Origin of the sequence: Luminiphilus sp. nBUS_16, assembly GCF_051201645.1 — a bacterium.
GTDB lineage: Bacteria > Pseudomonadota > Gammaproteobacteria > Pseudomonadales > Halieaceae > Luminiphilus.
The window spans coordinates 3,199,606-3,217,918 of the sequence record NZ_CP179205.1 but is presented as its reverse complement, the minus strand read 5'-3'; the positions used below and the strand labels follow the sequence as shown (position 1 = coordinate 3,217,918).

At 52.3% G+C, this 18,313-nt stretch carries 12 protein-coding genes; 11 read left to right on the top strand and 1 reads right to left on the bottom strand.

What is annotated here, in order from left to right; translation table 11 throughout:
* Positions 1 to 70 precede the first annotated feature (70 nt).
* Positions 71 to 1,210, bottom strand: a complete 1,140-nt coding sequence (locus ACMAY6_RS14260) for an aromatic ring-hydroxylating oxygenase subunit alpha (RefSeq protein WP_435212899.1) — start codon at positions 1,208 to 1,210, stop codon at positions 71 to 73.
* A gap of 260 nt (positions 1,211 to 1,470) precedes the next feature.
* On the opposite strand from ACMAY6_RS14260, the gene ACMAY6_RS14255 reads away from it, so the two are divergent.
* The 11 genes from ACMAY6_RS14255 (at position 1,471) to ACMAY6_RS14205 (ending at position 18,297) form a co-directional block, all read left to right on the top strand.
* On the top strand, positions 1,471 to 3,144 hold the full coding sequence (locus tag ACMAY6_RS14255) for a class I adenylate-forming enzyme family protein (RefSeq protein ID WP_435212897.1): 1,674 nt from the start codon (positions 1,471 to 1,473) through the stop codon (positions 3,142 to 3,144).
* A 414-nt stretch (positions 3,145 to 3,558) separates the two neighbouring features.
* Positions 3,559 to 3,834, top strand: a complete 276-nt coding sequence (locus ACMAY6_RS14250) for a PepSY domain-containing protein (RefSeq protein ID WP_435212895.1) — start codon at positions 3,559 to 3,561, stop codon at positions 3,832 to 3,834.
* A gap of 5 nt (positions 3,835 to 3,839) precedes the next feature.
* Positions 3,840 to 4,331, top strand: a complete 492-nt coding sequence (locus ACMAY6_RS14245; protein ID WP_435212893.1) for a cytochrome b/b6 domain-containing protein — start codon at positions 3,840 to 3,842, stop codon at positions 4,329 to 4,331.
* Between the two features lie 36 nt (positions 4,332 to 4,367).
* On the top strand, positions 4,368 to 6,278 hold the full coding sequence (locus ACMAY6_RS14240) for a flavin-containing monooxygenase (protein ID WP_435212891.1): 1,911 nt from the start codon (positions 4,368 to 4,370) through the stop codon (positions 6,276 to 6,278).
* A 22-nt stretch (positions 6,279 to 6,300) separates the two neighbouring features.
* The gene (locus ACMAY6_RS14235) at positions 6,301 to 7,119 is read left to right on the top strand and encodes an enoyl-CoA hydratase (protein WP_435216049.1); all 819 of its coding nucleotides are present in this window, start codon (positions 6,301 to 6,303) and stop codon (positions 7,117 to 7,119) included.
* 67 nt (positions 7,120 to 7,186) lie between these two features.
* Positions 7,187 to 8,365, top strand: a complete 1,179-nt coding sequence (locus tag ACMAY6_RS14230; protein WP_435212889.1) for an efflux RND transporter periplasmic adaptor subunit — start codon at positions 7,187 to 7,189, stop codon at positions 8,363 to 8,365.
* On the top strand, positions 8,362 to 11,427 hold the full coding sequence (locus ACMAY6_RS14225; RefSeq protein WP_435212887.1) for an efflux RND transporter permease subunit: 3,066 nt from the start codon (positions 8,362 to 8,364) through the stop codon (positions 11,425 to 11,427). Before ACMAY6_RS14230 ends, ACMAY6_RS14225 begins: the two co-directional genes overlap by 4 nt.
* A gap of 80 nt (positions 11,428 to 11,507) precedes the next feature.
* Positions 11,508 to 12,992: an amidohydrolase family protein gene (locus tag ACMAY6_RS14220; protein WP_435212885.1), complete on the top strand. Its 1,485-nt coding sequence runs from the start codon at positions 11,508 to 11,510 to the stop codon at positions 12,990 to 12,992.
* 108 nt (positions 12,993 to 13,100) lie between these two features.
* Positions 13,101 to 14,633: an arylsulfatase gene (locus tag ACMAY6_RS14215; protein WP_435212884.1), complete on the top strand. Its 1,533-nt coding sequence runs from the start codon at positions 13,101 to 13,103 to the stop codon at positions 14,631 to 14,633.
* A 115-nt stretch (positions 14,634 to 14,748) separates the two neighbouring features.
* Positions 14,749 to 15,771: a betaine--homocysteine S-methyltransferase gene (bmt, locus tag ACMAY6_RS14210; RefSeq protein ID WP_435212883.1), complete on the top strand. Its 1,023-nt coding sequence runs from the start codon at positions 14,749 to 14,751 to the stop codon at positions 15,769 to 15,771.
* A 432-nt stretch (positions 15,772 to 16,203) separates the two neighbouring features.
* Positions 16,204 to 18,297, top strand: coding sequence for a CotH kinase family protein (locus ACMAY6_RS14205; protein WP_435212881.1), 2,094 nt, complete (start codon positions 16,204 to 16,206; stop codon positions 18,295 to 18,297).
* The last annotated feature ends 16 nt before the right edge of the window (positions 18,298 to 18,313 follow it).

The window sequence follows — 18,313 nt, the reverse complement described above, 5'->3', positions numbered from 1 at the left end:
AGGTGAGACCCGCAAACAAGGCGACAAGCCACGCCTCATAGAGGCGTTGGGGTATGGCTAAGATCTCAGCTCAGGATAATTTTTGCGCGAGCTGTTGGTGGAAATTGACGATGGCTTTTTCAAAATAGCCAAAGGTCAGGTGGGGATTCGCAGGTGTGCTGACAGTTTCTTGAATAGCGCAGGCAGCGGCACGATCCTCTACTTGCCCAGCGTTATTGACGAACTCGACATCGCGTTGGGCCGCTTCGAGAGTAATTGGACGATCATCGGTGGAGGTATTCATCACATAATAGCTCACCAAACGGGTCCTAGTGGGGCTAAGCGGCTCCATAATCGTGAGGCTGGCGTGTTTTGAGAGCAGCGAGACACTGGCGTTAGGAAATAGGTGGTAAACCGAGGTCACCATGCCATCCAGCTTTTGATCCTCAGGTGCGAGATCCCGCAGCTTTTCGATGCGTTTGAACGGAAAAATAACCCGTGCGTTAGCCCCGAAAACCTCAACGACATTAATGTTATCGAGACCAAAAGGGTAAAAGGTCTCTTGGTGCAGCGACTTAATGTGGTATCCCTCGAGCAGCGTCTCAGTAATTAATTTCCAGTTGGCGTTATCAGTGACTTCGCTTTGATCAAAGCAAATTTGCTCTGGCGTAAAAAACTGGGGTTTGTCGCTAAAAGCCTCATCGGCTATTTGGCCCTCCTGCTGTACGTAGACAAGCCCACCGAACTCTTGAGCACTGACCTCTACCAAGCCGTGTTCCTGCTTGTCCAAGCCCGGGAAAGCGGCCTGCCCGGGTATGCCTTTCAGGGCACCATCAAGCCCATAGGTCCAGGCGTGATAAGGGCAGGAAAAGTTCTTTTGACAACCCTGGCCACTAGCGACTTGCATGCCGCGATGGCGACAGGCATTGATAAATGCGCGCACCACGCCGTCGTTGCCACGAGCCACCAGTAATGGTGTTCCTGAGGCCGAGCGGGCGATGTAGCTGCCGTTTTCAGGCAGTGCGGAAGAGGGACAAAAAGGGATGGGTGATTGGCGAAGCAACAAAAGCTCGGCATCAAAACGTTCTTGGCTGTGGTAGTGCGCTACCGGCTCCTGCCAAACGGTATCGCCCAGATCTGTAGTCCGGTTATCGATATGCTGGAAAATACGTTCGATGGTTTGTTGTTCGTTGAGCAGGGGTAGTGGATTTGCTTCGGCCTGTTGATTCACATCGTCATCCAATTTTGTTACCGCGAACCCGCTGCAATCCACAGCCGGAGTTTCCCAAGTCGGGAAGGCATTTTAAACAGATTACTCCCATGTTTCAGTAACATCCGCCGACGGATTGATTGTACTGCGTCATTTTTCTCGAGTTGAGTGGGGCTGTGTACAGTTTCTCGTGTAAAAAATAGACACACCCTGTAGTCTAGGAATCGATAATAAAGATAGATAAGCAACGCGTTGAGCTGAATCAGCTTTGGGGGCGGCGTATGCAAACGAGCACTGATACACGTATTAGGGCGCTTACGGATCTTGGATTTTGGGGCCAAGATACCTTGCATGGCTTATTGGCCGAGCGAGTGGCTCAAGAACCCCATGCTCTGGCGGTGGCGGATCAGCCGGACAAAATGGGGCTCGTGGGCACGCCCCCAGCGCGCTTGAGCTTCTCTGATCTTGATATTGCGAGTTCGGCATTGGCCCTCCAGTTGTTGGAGGTTGGCGTTGGCCCCGGAAGCCGTATCATGGTCCAGCTGCCCAATATCGTTGAGCTCGTGGTCTGTTTTTATGCGGCAAGCAAGCTGGGGGCCATTATTTCACCGTTGCCGGTCCAGTATGGCGCGCATGAGATCACACAGCTCAGCCACACGCTTCAAACCACAACGTTTATTGGTTGTTCGGCGTTTAAAGGCCAGCCTCTCATCCAGACTGCAAAAAAGGTGCTGCCTAACTTGCCGGTGCTGGCCATTGGTAAGGACCTTGATTGCTTAGCTGAGTCGGTCACGGAGGATGCAGCCCGGATACTGGCAACTTACACCCGGAGCCTGAATGACACGGCTAATCGGGTGTTAACGGTTTGCTGGACGTCGGGTACCACTGGCACGCCTAAAGGCGTACCTCGTTCAGCCAATATGTGGCTGGCCACCGCGCGCGCAACGGCTGAGGCTGGGGGCTACCAAAGAGGTGATCGGCTGTTAAACCCTTTCCCACTCGTCAATATGGCGGCCATTGGTGGGTTCTTGTTTGCCGCAGCGGATTTGGGCTGCGCCCTTATTCTCCACCACCCTCTTGATCCGGCGATATATCTCAGTCAAATGCAGGATGAGAAAATTACCTTCACCATTGCGCCACCAATGTTATTAAACCAGCTTGCTGCACAACCCGAGCTTTGGCACAAATTTGATTTTAGTGCTTTGCGCGCAGTGGGCTCGGGGTCGGCACCGCTGTCATCAGACATGATTGCCACCTTTGAAAATGATTATCAAAAGCCGGTCATAAATTTCTATGGTTCCAATGAGGGGTTAGCCTTCTTTGCGACCCCTGAAACGGTGCCCAGTTGTGAAATGCGCGCTGAATACTTCCCCCGATTTGGTGTTCCGGGGTTGGATTGGCCCGGTCGCTGTCATCATGCCGTTCAGAGTAAGGTTATCGATCCCGATACCGGGGCCGAGATCGATGAGCCTGGTGCGGTGGGAGAGCTGTGTTTCGCGGGTGCGACTATGTTTGATGGCTACTTTGGTGCAGAAGCCGCTGGTCTTTTCACCGATGACGGTTTTTTTCGCAGCGGTGACTTGGTGGAAATCAGCGCTGCGCCCACGCACTATTATCGAATCGTCGGGCGTTGTAAGGACATTATTAATCGCGGTGGTATGAAAATTTCCCCTGCAGAGCTCGACGCACTTATTGATCGTCATCCCCAGGTGCACGAGGCCGCTGTGTGCGCTTATGTTGATGAGGCCCTGGGTGAGCGCGTCCGCGCTTGTGTGGTGCCTCATGACGCTAGTCAGCCGCCTTCACTCGAGGAGCTCTGTGCATTTCTCATGACTGAGGGATTGGCTAAGTTCAAGTTACCTGAGCAGGTTTGCTACTTAACGGTCTTGCCTAGGAACCCAATGGGTAAAGTGCTGCGTGGAGATCTACAGACCAGTACCGAAGCTCCAGAATAAATCTACTGGGTGTCTAGTATCACTGAGGCTTTGATGGCGGCGTCACGTTAGGTATTCAGATTCGAACCCGGTGATCTCCCGGCCTTTGATGGCGTGTCATTGTTAACCTGACCCCGTTTGGAGATGGGCCACCACTTTTTGCCTGCGCCTTGCCCGGCTCTTGACTCGTTAACAAGACTCTATGGGGGACTCGGGTCTGAACCTTTATCCTAGCGGTAACCCGCTTTTATCATTAGAAAGTATTTTCTAAAGATTCATTAATTTGTTAACAAACGGAAATCTCTAATTAAAAGCGTATAAAAAGTGGTCTTGCAGCAACAGGTGAATTTGGTGCAGTCTTTTGGGCTGTTTGGGTGGACCATCAATCGGTATGGGGACGCAGACGTCAATAGGTCGATAACAAGGGGTAAAGTAATGCGTAAGGTGTTGTTGGGGTTGTTAATGGTGATGTCTCAAGCTGCGCTTGCAGGTGCAGATTGTGCTGAGTATTCAGAGTCAGACCGGATGAGTGTGCTAGATCTGCAGAAGAAAATTGTTAACGAGTACGGTTTTGCCATCAAAAAATTCAAAGTTGACGACAACTGCTATGAAATCTACGGCTGGGAGTCATTGGCATCGGGTGAAGAGCAGCGTGTTGAGGTTTACTTTGACATGGCAACGGGTGCGATTGTGAAGAAAGAGGTGGACTAACCTCTTTGAAGCGCCACCTCTTGATACGCTGTTTCCATTGGTTGCTGGCTTTGGGCATTGTGCTCAACTATGGGTTTCTTGAATCAGGTGGCGATCTCCACGAGTGGCTCGGTTGGGCATTAGGTGCTCTGGTGCTGTTGCGTGTGCTTGCGGGTTTCACAACTAGCGGTGATGCCAGCTTTGCTCGTTTGAATTTGGCGCCTAGGCTAGTCCTGCAAGATTTGCGAAATCTGGCAGGAGACTACCCCGATCATGACGACCACAGTGCCGCTGGAAGCTGGATGATTGTTTTAATCTTGACGCTTGTTGTGCTCCTAGCGGTCACCGGGTGGATGCAGGATCTCGATGCCTTTTGGGGCGAGGATTGGCTGCAAAATACCCATGAATGGCTTGCTAATTCGTTGGTTGCTTTGGCCGGACTCCATGTTTTGGCAGTTGGTATTATTCAATTTCGTCACGGCATTCCTTTGCTTCGTCGTATTGGGCTAGGACGATGACGCTTTGCTGTTATAGATAAAAAAAGAGGCAAATCAATGTCTAGCACGGTCGTGCCGCAGGGTGTTCGGCACAATTTTGATCCCGATGCCCTCAGAGAAAAATACCGCGCTGAGCGAGACAAGCGCATTCGAGCGGATGGCAACGATCAGTATGTCGAGGTTACCGGCGATTTTTCTCATTATGTCGATGATCCTCATGCCACCCCCGGATTCACCCGGGAGGCTCTGGTTCAGAAAGTTGAGGTCGTAATTATTGGCGGCGGTTTCGGCGGTATGCTGGCCGCTGCTCGATTGCGAGAAGCTGGTATTACCGACTTCATGCTGATCGAAAAGGGCGGTGGTTTCGGGGGTACGTGGTACTGGAACCGTTATCCGGGTGCCTCCTGCGATATCGAGGCTTATGTTTACCTTCCTTTGCTCGAGGAAACGGGGTTTGTTCCCAGGCAAAAATACACCAATGCCGACGAGACCCTTGAGTACTGTGAAGTGTTGGCACAGCGTTACCGTTTGCGTGAACAAGCTCTGCTGCAAACACAGGTAAAAAGTGTGTCTTGGCAGGAATCGAGTCGCCGCTGGCAGGTAAAAACCGATCGAGGAGACCAGCTTCAGGCCCGTTTTATTATTCATTCGAACGGTCCGTTAAACCGACCTAAGCTACCGGGTATCAAAGGCATTGACCAGTTCAAGGGGCACACCTTTCATACCAGTCGCTGGGATTATGCCTACACGGGCGGCACTTCCTTTGGTGAGCTGACCAACCTTGAAGATAAGCGGGTGGCCATTATTGGGACGGGGGCGACCGCAGTACAGTGTGTGCCACATTTGGCGGCCTCGGCAAAGGCGCTTTACGTGTTTCAACGCACGCCATCATCCATTGATGTTCGTAACAATCAACCCACCGATCCCGATTGGATTTCAGCGCAAAGAGCAGGGTGGCAAAAACGCAGACAAACCAATTTTGAATCAATTATGTCTGGCCTACCGGTAAAGGAGGATTTGGTCGGTGATGGCTGGACAGAGGCGTTCCGAAATTTATTCGGGGGGCTAGGTGACAGCATGCCCAGTAAGGCTAGGCTGGCTTGGTGGGCGATTCAAGGCGCCTTTTCCAGCAAACGGCGAGAGCGAGGTCTAAAACAGTATTTGACCGACAAAGCCGTTCAACACATGGGCCTGCCCCAGAAAATGGAGATGGCGGACTTTGAAAAAATGGAGAAAGTCCGCGCTCGAGCAGACGCCCTTGTTAGCGATAAGTCGACTGCAGAGTCTCTAAAACCTTACTACCGTCAGTTTTGTAAGCGGCCGTGCTTTCACGATGAATACCTTCAATCTTTCAATCGTGACAATGTCACGCTTATTGATACTCATGGGCAAGGCGTTGAAGCATTTACCGAGAAGGGTGTGCTGTTTGACGGTGAGGAGTACGAAGTCGATTGCATTATTTTTGCGACAGGCTTTGAGGTGGGTACCGATTACTCTCGACGCGCTGGCTATTCAATTGAAGGCGTGAACGGGCTGACGGTGACCGAGAAGTGGCAAGATGGTATGGCAACATTTCACGGCTTACACGCTCGGGGGTTTCCCAACAGCTTCTTCTTTGGACCTATTCAGTCCGGGTTTACCGCAGCTTTCACCTATGCGTTAGACGAGAACAGTATTCATGCAGCCTATATTATTGATCAACTCCGTCAACGGGGCGCAACCCGGGTCGAGGCTAGCGCGAAGGCAGAATCTGATTGGGTAAAAACCGTTATTCAAAAAGCGCGATTAACCGAAGACTTCCAAAAATCCTGCACCCCCGGGTACTACAATAATGAGGGCCACGTGCAGTTCCAGCCACAAAATACGTTTTACGGCGGAGGTCCTATGGAGTTTTTCGAATTAATGGCTAAATGGCGGGGTAAAGGTAAGCTCGATGGGCTGGAGTTGCAGCTTTCGACTTATGAATAGGCAGGAGTAAAAATCTTTGGAGATGCTGGATACCGGTACCGATGAATTACTCGCGAGCCTCAATGATCGCGTTGCGACGGTGACCCTGAATCGCCCTGAGAAGCGCAACGCGCTCTCGGATCGATTAACCCCGGCACTACGCCAGATATTGCTGGACCTAGAGCTCAGGGACGATGTCGGTTGTATTGTGATTACCGGTGCTGGATCGGCGTTTTGTGCCGGAGGTGATATTTCGGGTATGGCCGATAATGGGCCAGCGGATCAAACCAAGCCTTTGAGTCAGGAGGCGCAGGTGCGCCAGCTTGTCCACCGACAGGAGACGCTAACTCTGCGGCTTCACAATCATGCTAAACCAACAATTGCTGCGCTGCCCGGTGTCGCTGCGGGAGCAGGTTTTTGTCTGGCATTGGCCTGTGATCTTAGAGTTGCCTGTAAATCGGCGTTTGTAACCACCGCTTATCGTAATGTGGGGTTCTCGGGAGATTATGGTGGCAGCTGGCTGCTCAATACCTTGGTGGGTCCGGGGAAAACGAAAGAGCTTTATTTCACGGGACGTCGGGTCCAGTCAGATGAGGCTTTGGATCTAGGAATTTTCAATACCGTCGTCGCCGATGAGGCTCTGAATTCGACCGTTGCAGAGTTGGCGAAACACATTGCCCACGGCCCCGCAGTAGCCTTGGGTTATATGAAGGAGAATATTAATCGCGCATCTGAAGCTGGATTGCGAGAGTGTCTAGCCCTGGAAGCCGACAGGCTGGTTCGGTGCGCCGCATCACCCGACCATAAAGAAGCGGTTTCTGCTTTTATAGAAAAGCGCCCGCCGGTATTTAACAAGCCCTGATTCTTCCGTTGCTATTAAACCTGCCTTTTGGCACGACTTGTTGTTAGGGTCCCGGGCGCCAAATTGGATGTCGGCAGCAACAATTGGCGCGCTTAAGCTGCCCTTCGAAAAAACTCCCGGTAGTTCGGTACACTGCAACCCATCTGTTGAGAGTGATAAGACTATGGAAAGTGTATCGCTGCGATTTGTATTGGGGAACCTACTGCTGTCGCTGACTTTGGTCGCTTGCGGCCAGCCCAATAACCCCGCGCCTGAGCCTTCAAAACCTCGGTTAGTGCGTACGATAGTGCTAGACGGATCCCACGCAGGTGCTTGGCAGGAGTTTCCCGGGAAGGTGGAAGCCTCCAAGGTCGCTAATCTGGCTTTTCGGGTGTCAGGTGAGTTAGCGGAACTCTCGGCCCTTGAGGGTGATGAAGTTAGTGCCAACCAGCTAGTTGCCAGGCTTGATGACAAGGACCAGAAGATTCGGTTGCGGGCGCGGAAAGCTGAATATGAGCAGGCGTTTGCCGATTTTCAGCGAGGAGAAACTCTGATCAAAAGTGGCGGGATTTCCAGATCTGATTACCAACGTCTTGAAGCAACCTCCAGTACCGCAAAATCCAGCTTGGAGTCAGCAGAGCGGGATCTCGATGCGACACGGCTGCGCGCCCCTTTCGCGGGGTTTATTGCCGTACGCTATGTTGATAACTTTGAGGAGATCATTGCCCAGCAGCTGGTTTACACCTTGCAGGATGTCTCGACGCTCTCGGTAAAGGTTGATGTGCCGGAGAGCGTTATGATCGGGGCACGACGCGATCAAGACATTATGGTCAGTGCTTTTTTCGACGCAATTCCCGATCGACGCTTTCCTTTGGTGCTCAATGAAGTGGCGACCCGAGCCTCTGATGGCACCAACACCTTTGAGGTGACCTTCGAGTTTCCCAATACCGAAGATTTTAATATTTTGCCGGGAATGTCCGCGACAGTAAGGTTAGAAAACGCCGCTGCTGGGGCGTCTTCAGGCATGCTGTTTGTGCCGGCTCATGCTGTGTTGGCTGATCAGACAGGGCCCTTTGCTTTCGTCGCTGTATCTAATGGTGATGGCACGGCGATCGTCGAGCAGCGGCGTCTGCAAGTTGGTCAGTTAACCGGGTCAGGCCTTGAGGTCTTATCGGGGGTGGAGCCCGGAGATCGGCTGATCACCGCGGGTATGAGTAAGTTGCAGAACGGGTTGCTCGTAAGAATTAACGCGGTGACTCAGCCGTGACACTCACGCGTCTCGCCGTTGAGAACAATCGTGTCACCTGGGTTGTTTTGGCGGTCATTATTCTGGCTGGTTTACAGGCATTTATGAACATGCCTCGCGCTTACGACCCCGGCTTTATTATCCGAACCGCACAAGTTGTCACTTATTTCCCCGGGGCTGCTGCCGAAAGGGTTGAAGCTCTGGTGTCTTCTCCAATAGAGGAAGTTGTAAAAGAGTTACCCGAGCTCGACTTTGTGCAAAGCGAATCCCGCAGCGGTGTCTCCATTGTTAGCGTGAATATCCGTGAGAGTTACAGCGCAATGCGGCCGATCTGGGACAATTTGCGGCGAAAAATCGATAGCGTCGCTGATGAGCTTCCCGCTGGTGTTTCTACCCCTCAAGTGAATGATGATTTTGGCGATGTCTACGGCATCGTTGTGGGTTTAACCGGGGAGGGTTTTACCTTCAGTGAACTGGATACCATCTCCGACGAAGCTAAAGCTGTCTTCCTACAGCTGCGAGATACTGCAAAAGTAGAAATTCTAGGGGTTCAGGAAGAGCGTGTTTTTGTTGAATACAACAATGCTCGTCTTGCAGACCTAGGGCTGTCTCCGGGCTTGCTGACGCAGATCTTGGAGGAGCGCAATATTGTTGTTTCAGGGGGCTCCTTTAAGCTGGGTGATGAACGTATCTCCCTAGAGCCCAGCGGCAATTTCGAGTCGATCGAGGAGATTGGCGAAACCTTACTGCGCCTTCCCGAAACGAATCAGCTCTTTCAGCTGAGAGACGTAGCAACGCTGAGCAGAAGCTATGTTGACCCCCCTGAAGAATTGGTCAGCATTAATGGCGCGCCTGGCATCGCGATTGCAATTGCCATGCGTGAGGGGGGTAACAACATTGAGCTTGGACGGGCGGTTAAAAACGCCATTGCAGATTTTTACGACACCTATCCTATTGGCATTGAATTCAAGCTCGTTAACTTTTCACCCCAAGAAGTGGAGGACAAAGTTAAGGGCTTCGTCGCCAATTTGATGCAAGCTATTGGCGTGGTCTCACTCGTGATGTTGGCCACTCTCGGGTTACGGACAGGACTCGTCGTATCGAGTCTCATCCCGATCACCATGCTTTTGTCGATTATTGTGATGTCCTCACTCAATATCGGGCTCGATCAAATTTCCCTCGCGGCGCTGATCATCGCTCTGGGGATGCTGGTCGATAATGGCATCGTCATGTCAGAGAACATCATGGTGCGTATGGAGAAGGGGCAGTCGTCTTTCGAGGCTGCTTTGAGTTCCTCGGCGGAGCTAAGAACGCCATTGCTGACCGCATCGCTAACCACTGCGGCGGCATTCCTGCCCATTTATTTAGCCGAGTCGAGTGTCGGTGAATTTACAGCGTCTTTATTCAAGGTTGTGACCATTACCCTGCTGAGCTCTTGGGTGGTATCTCTCACGATAATTCCTTTGCTGTGTGTCTTATTTCTTCGGGTTAAGGCAGATGCGGGGGCCGCACCCTCAAAGATGGAAGGGCTTTATCGTCGGGGGCTCAACGGGCTGCTGCGCTACCGCACGGCAACGTTATTGTTGACGGCCGTCGTTTTTGTCGTAGCACTGCGTGGCTTTGAATTTGTACCTAAGCTGTTTTTTCCGCCCTCTGACCGCAGCTATTTTACCGTTGAGTTTGAGTCGCCTACCGGCACATCAATCGATAAAACCCATAAAATCGTGGCAGAGGTAGAGCAATACCTCGCGCGATTAAAGGCAGACCCTAACAGCGATTCAGCTGTGCGGGATTGGGTGACCTACGTAGGTAGTGGCGGTCCGCGTTTCGTGCTGTCACACAACCCGGTACCGCCTACGCCCAGCTTTGCGCTGATGGTGGTGAATACCTCCTCCCCCGGTGCGATTGCGAGTATTCGCCGAGAGCTCGAGGAATTTACCGAAGATCGGTATCCCGATCTTGAGCTCAAGACGCGTTTGATTGAGAACGGGCCGGCAGTCGACAACCCGGTAGAAATTCGTCTGTCCGGGACAGATTCAACCGCGCTATTTAACGCTGTAGATGCCGTCAAAAAGCAGTACCAAGATGTCGGTGGGCTGCGCAATATAAGTGATGACTGGGGACAGCGGCAGAAGAAAATTGAGGTGCGCATCAATCAGGCTCGCGCTGTTCGAGTGGGCATTACCAATCAGGATATTGCCCTTTCCATGCAGGCGGGGTTAACGGGGATTCAACTCACGGAATATCGTGAGGGTGAAGATGTTATTCCTGTTGTTTTGCGCTCAAAAGCCTCGACGCTACATGACATCAATAAAGTCAGCTCACTCTCGGTGTATAACCAGTCTAGCGGCCAGGCGGTGCCGCTGCGACAGGTGGCTGACGTAAAACTGGTTTGGGACATTGCCAAAGTCTACCGGCGCGACGGGGTTCGTACTGTTGCGGTTGGTGCTCAGTTGGAGCCCGGGGTCACGGCAGCCGATCGTATGCTGTTAATCGGGCCTTGGCTGGAGGCTCAGCGTGAGATTTGGGGGCCTAGCGTAGGCATTGAACTCGGTGGAGAAAGTGAGAGCTCAGGCGACGCTAATGAGGCTATTGGCGCCAAGCTGCCGATTGCTGCGTTCATCATACTGTTACTGCTAGTGGGGCAGTTTAATTCACTCAGGAAGTCGGTGATTATCTTAACGACCATACCTTTGGGACTGATTGGTGTGGTGGCGAGCCTGCTGCTGGGGCAGTCATTTTTTGGCTTCATGACGTTATTGGGCGTGGTCTCTCTCGCCGGTATCGTGATCAACAATGCGATTGTTTTGCTGGAGCGCATCGGCCTCGAGCTAGCGGCAGGAGAGTCACACCTTGACGCCATTCTCAATGCCGCGGGTCAACGAGCCCGCCCCATTATTCTCACCACCGCGACCACGGTATTGGGGTTATTGCCGCTGTATCTAGGGGGCGGTGAAATGTGGGAGCCGATGGCGCTAGCCATCATGGGGGGGTTGTTAGTGTCGACTGTTCTCACGTTGGGGGTCATTCCCGTTCTTTACGCAGCGCTTTATGGCGTGCGGGGCCGGACAGCACACGGTTAGCCTATGGGCTAGGAGCACGAGTCTGAGTTCCAGTGTTACTGTAACGGTCTCCTCAACACGGCAACACAGAGGCCTTTCCTATGCCCATCTTAGCGCTTATTTTTTTGGTGACAGGTTTTTGGCTGCGGCTGATAGTTCTTTTGCTGTTTGCACAACCAGCTTTTGCGCAATGGTCTGAACCCCCGGTATCTGCTATTCCAGATACCGTTATTCAAGGCGGGTGGCTATTTGACGGGTTCAGTGATGAACGTCACGCTAACCCCGGTATTCTTATTCGTGCCGGAAAAATCGCCGCGCTTGGTGTGAATCCAGAGGATTTTTCTCCCGCGACGACACGTGTGATCGTGCTGGACAGTGCCGAGACAATTCTGCCGGGAATGTTTGATCTACACGCCCATTACAACCTTGATCTAGTCGATGAGGGGCGGGTTGAAGAGGTGGTTCACAACGGCGTGCTGTTTCTTGCAAATGGCGTTACCGCAACCTGGTCGGCGGGTGAGTATTACCCAGAGCGAGTGATTGCTCAGCGTGATCGCATTGATGCGGGTGAGGCTATTGGTCCCCGCTTATTCGCCTCAGGCCCGTATTTTGGTGCGTTTCGCTGCGAGTACAGTGTCAAAGTGGCGGCAGACGAATGTATTGGTTGGCCCAACGATATTACCGAGGCGGAGATCCGCCAAGAAGTGGATGTCTGGCAGCAAGCCGGTGTTGTTAGCATAAAAATAAAGCAAGCCACCCCAGAGGAAATGCGCATCCTGATTGATCAAGCGCATCAATACGGGATGACTGTGGCGTCGCATTTGGCCAATTACAATGTCGAGTATGACGTTGATTTACGAGCGGCAATTTTGATGGGGCTTGATCGTGTCGAGCATCAACTCACTTTGGGCAGTGGCGGTGAGCGGAGTGCCGAATTGCCTGAGATCATTGAGCTTATGCTTGAGAACAAGGTCTATTACGACGCCAACCTGCAAATGTATGGCGGGATTAACCAACGACGTGCTTATCCTGACGATTTGCTGTGGGCCGATGAGGCCCAGTATTTCACCGTCTATTCGCAAGAGCTTCTCAGCGAGCGTGGTGATCCACCTCCCGAGTCTGACGCCAAAGAATTTGCCCAACGTGAACGGGAGCTGAGGTTGCTTTATGAGGCGGGTGGCCGAGATCTTCTGGTCGTGGGCACCGATGAGCCGGTTTACACCCTGCTGCTTCCCGGATTCGCTTATCACCGTGAGCTATGGGCCATGCATCATGCCGGCCTTCCTAACGCGGTGGTTTTACAGGCCGCCACCTTAAACGGCGCTCGGGCCCTAGGTGTTGACGACCGCCTAGGCTCTATAGAGGTCGGGAAGCAAGCCGATTTGGTGGTAGTGAGAGGAAACCCGTTGCAAAACATCAAGGACACGCGCCATGTCAATCGAGTGTTTAAAGCGGGTTTCGAATACGACCCCCAAGCGCTGCTCAAATCTGCAAGGGGTAAGATAGGTCCTAACGGACCAGATGATCACGCCGATTGGGTGTTGCACTATCGAGCGCTGCTAGGGGATGATCTGCCTCAAGAATAAATCACCTTGCGGGCTGCTGTGTTGACGTTTATGGCTCTACAAGCCCAGTGAGATAAGCATAGGTGCAGCTGCGGCGCGGTAAGCGTTAAAGACACTGAGGGAAGCGCGATGACCAGAATATTGAACCCAGTATTGGTCCTATTACTGTTGGCTATTTCGGGTAATGCCGCAAGCGCCGACAGCGATAAGCCCAATATTCTTGTTATTTGGGGCGATGATATCGGTTGGTCAAATATTAGCGCCTATCACCGTGGGATGTTGGGCAGCCGAACTCCCAACATCGACCGCATAGCCCAAGAGGGTGCAATGTTCACCGATTACTACGGAGAGCAGAGCTGCACCGCAGGCCGCTCTGCCTTCATCACCGGTCAGCATCCATTGCGCACGGGGCTGCTCAAAGTGGGCTTGCCGGGTGCAGATATTGGTCTTCAGCCGGAGGACCCTACGATTGCCGAGTTGCTTAAGCCACTGGGTTACGCCACCGGTCAGTTTGGTAAGAATCATTTGGGTGACAAAGACGAATTTCTACCTAGCAACCACGGGTTTGATGAGTTTTTTGGCAACCTCTACCATTTGAACGCTGAAGAAGAGCCCGAGACGTACTTTTATCCCAAAGACCCGGAGTTTCATAAGCGATTTGCACCTCGCGGCGTCATTCATTCCTATAGTGATGGCAAGGTAGAGGACACCGGGCCGCTGACACGTAAGCGCATGGAAACTGCCGATGAGGAGTTTACCAATGCGGCACTGGATTTTATTGAAAAGGCCCATGCCAGCGGCAAGCCATTTTTTGTGTGGCTCAATACCACGCGCATGCACGTGTGGACCCGATTAGCCCCTAAGTGGGAGGGGAGCTCGGGTTATGGTTTGTACGCCGACGGCATGAAGGAGCACGATCATCATGTAGGGCGCGTATTGGACCGATTGGAATCTTTGAGCATTGCCGACAACACTATTGTTGTTTACTCCACCGATAATGGCTCACAAACCAATACCTACCCTGACGGCGGTGCAGAGCCCTTCCGGGGTGAGAAGGGCTCTACTTGGGAGGGTGGGTTTCGGGTGCCAGCCTTAATTCGGTGGCCTGGTGTTGTAGCACCGGGCACGGTCATCAATGACATCGTGTCTCATCAGGATTGGTTGCCAACCTTCCTAGCGGCAGCTGGAGAATCTGACATTGGCGCAAAGCTGAAGCAAGGTCTTCAAGTGGGTGATAAAACTTTCAAAGTGCACCTAGACGGCTATGATCAGCGTGCGCTGCTCGCGGGTGAGGGAGCGAGTGCCCGCAGCACGGTTTTTTACTTCGATGACAACGCGAATCTAAATGCGATGCGCTGGAATGACTGGAAAATCCATTTCGCCTTTCAGATGGAGGGTTGGGGTGGGCCTCGAGAATCGCTCAATTTTCCGCGCATTGTGAACCTGCGCACTGACCCTTATGAGACCTCAATCGATTCCAGCGCCTACGCACGATTTTTTGCAGATCAGCTGTGGCTGTTTGTGCCCACGCAGCAGGAAGTAGGCAAGTGGCTGCAAACTTTCCAGCAGTTCCCACCTCGCCAGCCAACGGCGAGTTTTACGATTGATCGCATGATGCAGCAAATGCAGCAAATGCTGCAGGTGCGAGCGAGCGCTGGTTAGGGCGTGCCACTCGGTCAGTAGCTTTTGACCAATTGGCGTGTAATGTGCCAATCCACAGCGCAAAAATTTAGGTATCATTCCGGCCTTCTTTTTTAGCCCGCAAAAGGTCGCCTTCATGGAAAACCCAATTTCAGCCCTGATCGCCGATAAAGGCTGGTGCGTCGCTGACGGTGCTACCGGATCCAATTTTTTTGGCCGAGGCTTAGAGGCGGGTTATCCGCCTGAGCTGTGGTGCCTAGAGAAACCCGAAGATGTACTCTGGCTACACGGAGAATTTCTATCTGCTGGGTCTGACCTGATTCTTACCAATAGTTTTGGGGGCAATGCCCTGCGCCTAAAGCTGCACCAAGCCGAAAACCGTGTGCGTGAACTCAATATCGCCGCGGCAAACTTGGCACGCCAAGCGGTGGAAGCGCACGCCCAAAAAACTGGCCGAAAGGCGCTAGTGGCGGGGTCTATTGGTCCCACGGGCGAACTGTTTGAACCGATGGGAGCTTTGACTTATGAAGCTGCTGTAACGTGTTTTACCGAGCAAGCAGAAGCCTTGGCGGAGGGCGGTGCTGACGTTCTGTGGATCGAGACTATGTCTGCCAATGAAGAGGTCGCAGCGGCGGCGGAGGCCGGTAAGAAAACCGGACTACCCGTTTGCGCCACCATGACCTTTGATACCGCGAAGCGTTCTATGATGGGTATTACTCCGACGGACTTTGTACGTTGCGCGGAGGAATTAGGCTTGAGCGTGATGGGGGCTAACTGTGGCGTGGGCCCTGCTGAGTTAATGCATTCTGCCCGCGAGCTGTTAGCAACTAACTCTGCGATACCTGTGGCGGCTAAGGGGAACTGTGGTATCCCGGAATACGTTGATGGCGCGATTCATTACCACGGCAGCCCCGAGCTTATGGCCCAGTACGCCGTTTTTGCGCGTGATGCTGGCGCTACGGTTATAGGTGGTTGTTGTGGCACCACACCCGAACACGTCGCCGCTATGGTTGAGGCACTCAATGGCACCCCAAAAGGGCTCTTTGATGCCGCAGCCATGGACCTAGCTTTGGGCGTCGCTTGGAAGAATTTACCCGACCCCAAGGCTGCTGATTCAGCGACAAGCTCGCGCCGTGGTCGGCGTAAAAAAACCGGATGACTTAGGCCTGCCTCCTTCATTAATGGGGGCTTGCTAGAAATCGGCATTTAAGTGCTGTTGCTGGCCCGAAAGCCGCAGTTGATGATTGCCCTAACGAATTGGCACTTCCCTACCCAGTGCACTTTGCAGGCGCTCCACAAAATGCTTCCATTGCTGGCGCCAAGGTGAAACTTATAAAGGTATCGATTTCCCACGGGCCTTCCAAAATAACGGTTTCAAAAGCCTTTTTAACGCTGCTATTTGGCGACAAAATATGGCGACTAAATCCCCGCACAAAAATAAAGCTGGGCATCGAATAGACCGGCATTGGTTTTCCCCAAACAGCGAAACAAGCGCAAATGTGTGACCTGTCAGTCTGGCCAGTGAGTGGTGGGATTGATAAGGTTTTGTCTGAATGTTCAAGCTGTCGGGGCGATAGAGGAAGTTTATTTTATGTCCAGCCTTAGTCAATTTTTTGCTGAGCTGTTGTCGATCGTCAGTTTGCTGGGCGGCGCTGGCGGTGGCGATCCTACGGTTAGTCCTGACCCCAACGCTTTCTTTTCCGTTGGCGGCACGGTGACGGGCCTAGACTCTGGCGAGCCACTAGTGCTGGGGCTAGGGGATATTCAGCTGGAAGTTGATCAAGACGGCTCCTTTGTCTTTGCCGATTTTACTCGAGCGGACGCCCCTTACGACGTTGTCATTGTCAGTGAGCCGCCTCGCCTAGACTGCGATATTGAGGGTGGTTCGGGCGTCACTGAAGGGCAAGACGTCACCGACATTGGAATTTCATGCTCGAGCAACGCCAGCACTGAGCTTTTCTCTGCTGACCGGCTACACCAAGTGCGTCTGACTATGACCTTGGAGGAGTGGCGAGCTTTTGAGCTAGATACTATTCGCGCGAATTACTCGATCAACGATGCCAGCGGTAGTGCGTCGCCGTTGACCTCTTTTTCCCATAGTGAGGTGTATCGCCAAGCAGATTTCAGCTATATAAATGCTGACGGTACTGAGACTCAAGTCGAAAAGGTCGGCTTCAAAATGCAGGGCAACACCAGCCGGCAATATCCTGTGGACCAAGAGAGTGAGCCCAATCGACCTAGGCGCTTTGCCTTCTCGGTAAAATTTGATGAAGAGTTTGATGAGGACGAAAGTGTTTACGCGTGTATCGACGCCAATGGCAATCCAGCCGCTGTTTCAGGTGAGCCCTGCTACGATATTGTCGGTCAAGACCTCGTTGAATACCCCGAGGCTGACGGTCGAGAGTTTATGGATGTTGAAAAGCTTCGATTTCGTTTTAATCGAGACGACCCGACCTACCAGCGTGAAGTGCTCGCCCATGAATTGTTGAACGCAGCCGGTGTGCCAGCGGCCCGAGCCACACATGCTCAAGTAAATCTCGTGATAACCGGTACAGAAGATCAAACACTGTATAACGAGGCCTTGCCCCAAACGTTCAATATGGGCGTTTTTACCATGATGGAGCAAATCGATAAGCCCTTTTTGAAGCTTTACTTCGACAAAAATGGGTATTTGTTCAAGACAGGAGCGCCTGGCAATTTAGCAGAACCCGATGCGGCTAATCGCGACTGCGATCCCTATGAGGCATCGACGGTTTTTTTCAATGAAAATTTCTGCGTTGTGGGTGTCGAAAAATCTGACCCCGATTCAGCGCTGGAGTGGTTGGGGGAGGACAATTACCTAAATCCAGACTTTGTAAATTCCAATATCAATGGCGATGGTAGTGCGGGCAACGTCTCCCAGTTTGTGCCCTACAAACCGACTTACGACTTAAAGACCAAGAAAAAATCCCTTGATGAGGCGCGGGCGGCTTTGCAAGATTTCGCAAGTTTTGTGCAGGGCAGGCCGACTGCAGAGGCCTTGTCTGAGCGGTTTGATGTGGCCGGATTTATTAAGGCTCAGGCGATGGAGATCGTTTTAGGGGCGGTTGATCATTACGTTCGGGTCGCCAACAATTATTATTTGTATTACAACTCACCATCGGGCCGCTGGATTTATATCCCCACGGATTTTGATTACACCCTCATTGACGTTACTGGCCCAAACTGTGCGGTAAATGCTTTTCTCCCAATCTGCAATCAGATCTTAAACGTTGAGGCATTTACCGACCTGGCGTCAACGACAGCGTTTGATAATGGTGTCTCCCCCCACTGGGCGGGGCGGTTTTTTTACCCCAATTACCCACCTATTTTATGGGAAATTATTTTTGGTTCGGACAGCAGCCCCAACGATAATTCTCGCCAGCAGCTATACCAAGAAATTGAGCGCATTTTGGATCAGCACTTTGACTGGACGCTTCTCGCACCCACCTTAGAGGAGCGCCGTGAACGCCTTGACGCTGCGATTAGATCAACCGACGCGGCAGACGCTGAAACTGTACTCGGTGATTCAGAGTGCTCCCAAATCTATAATCCTGAAGAAATCGACGGTGATTCAATGACGTTTTGTTCTCCGAGCCGCGCTTCCATCAAGGAGTTTGTGGCGGTTCGGCGAGAAACATTGCTCGAGGAGCTATTGCAGCAGTGACTCGAGGTCTAGATTT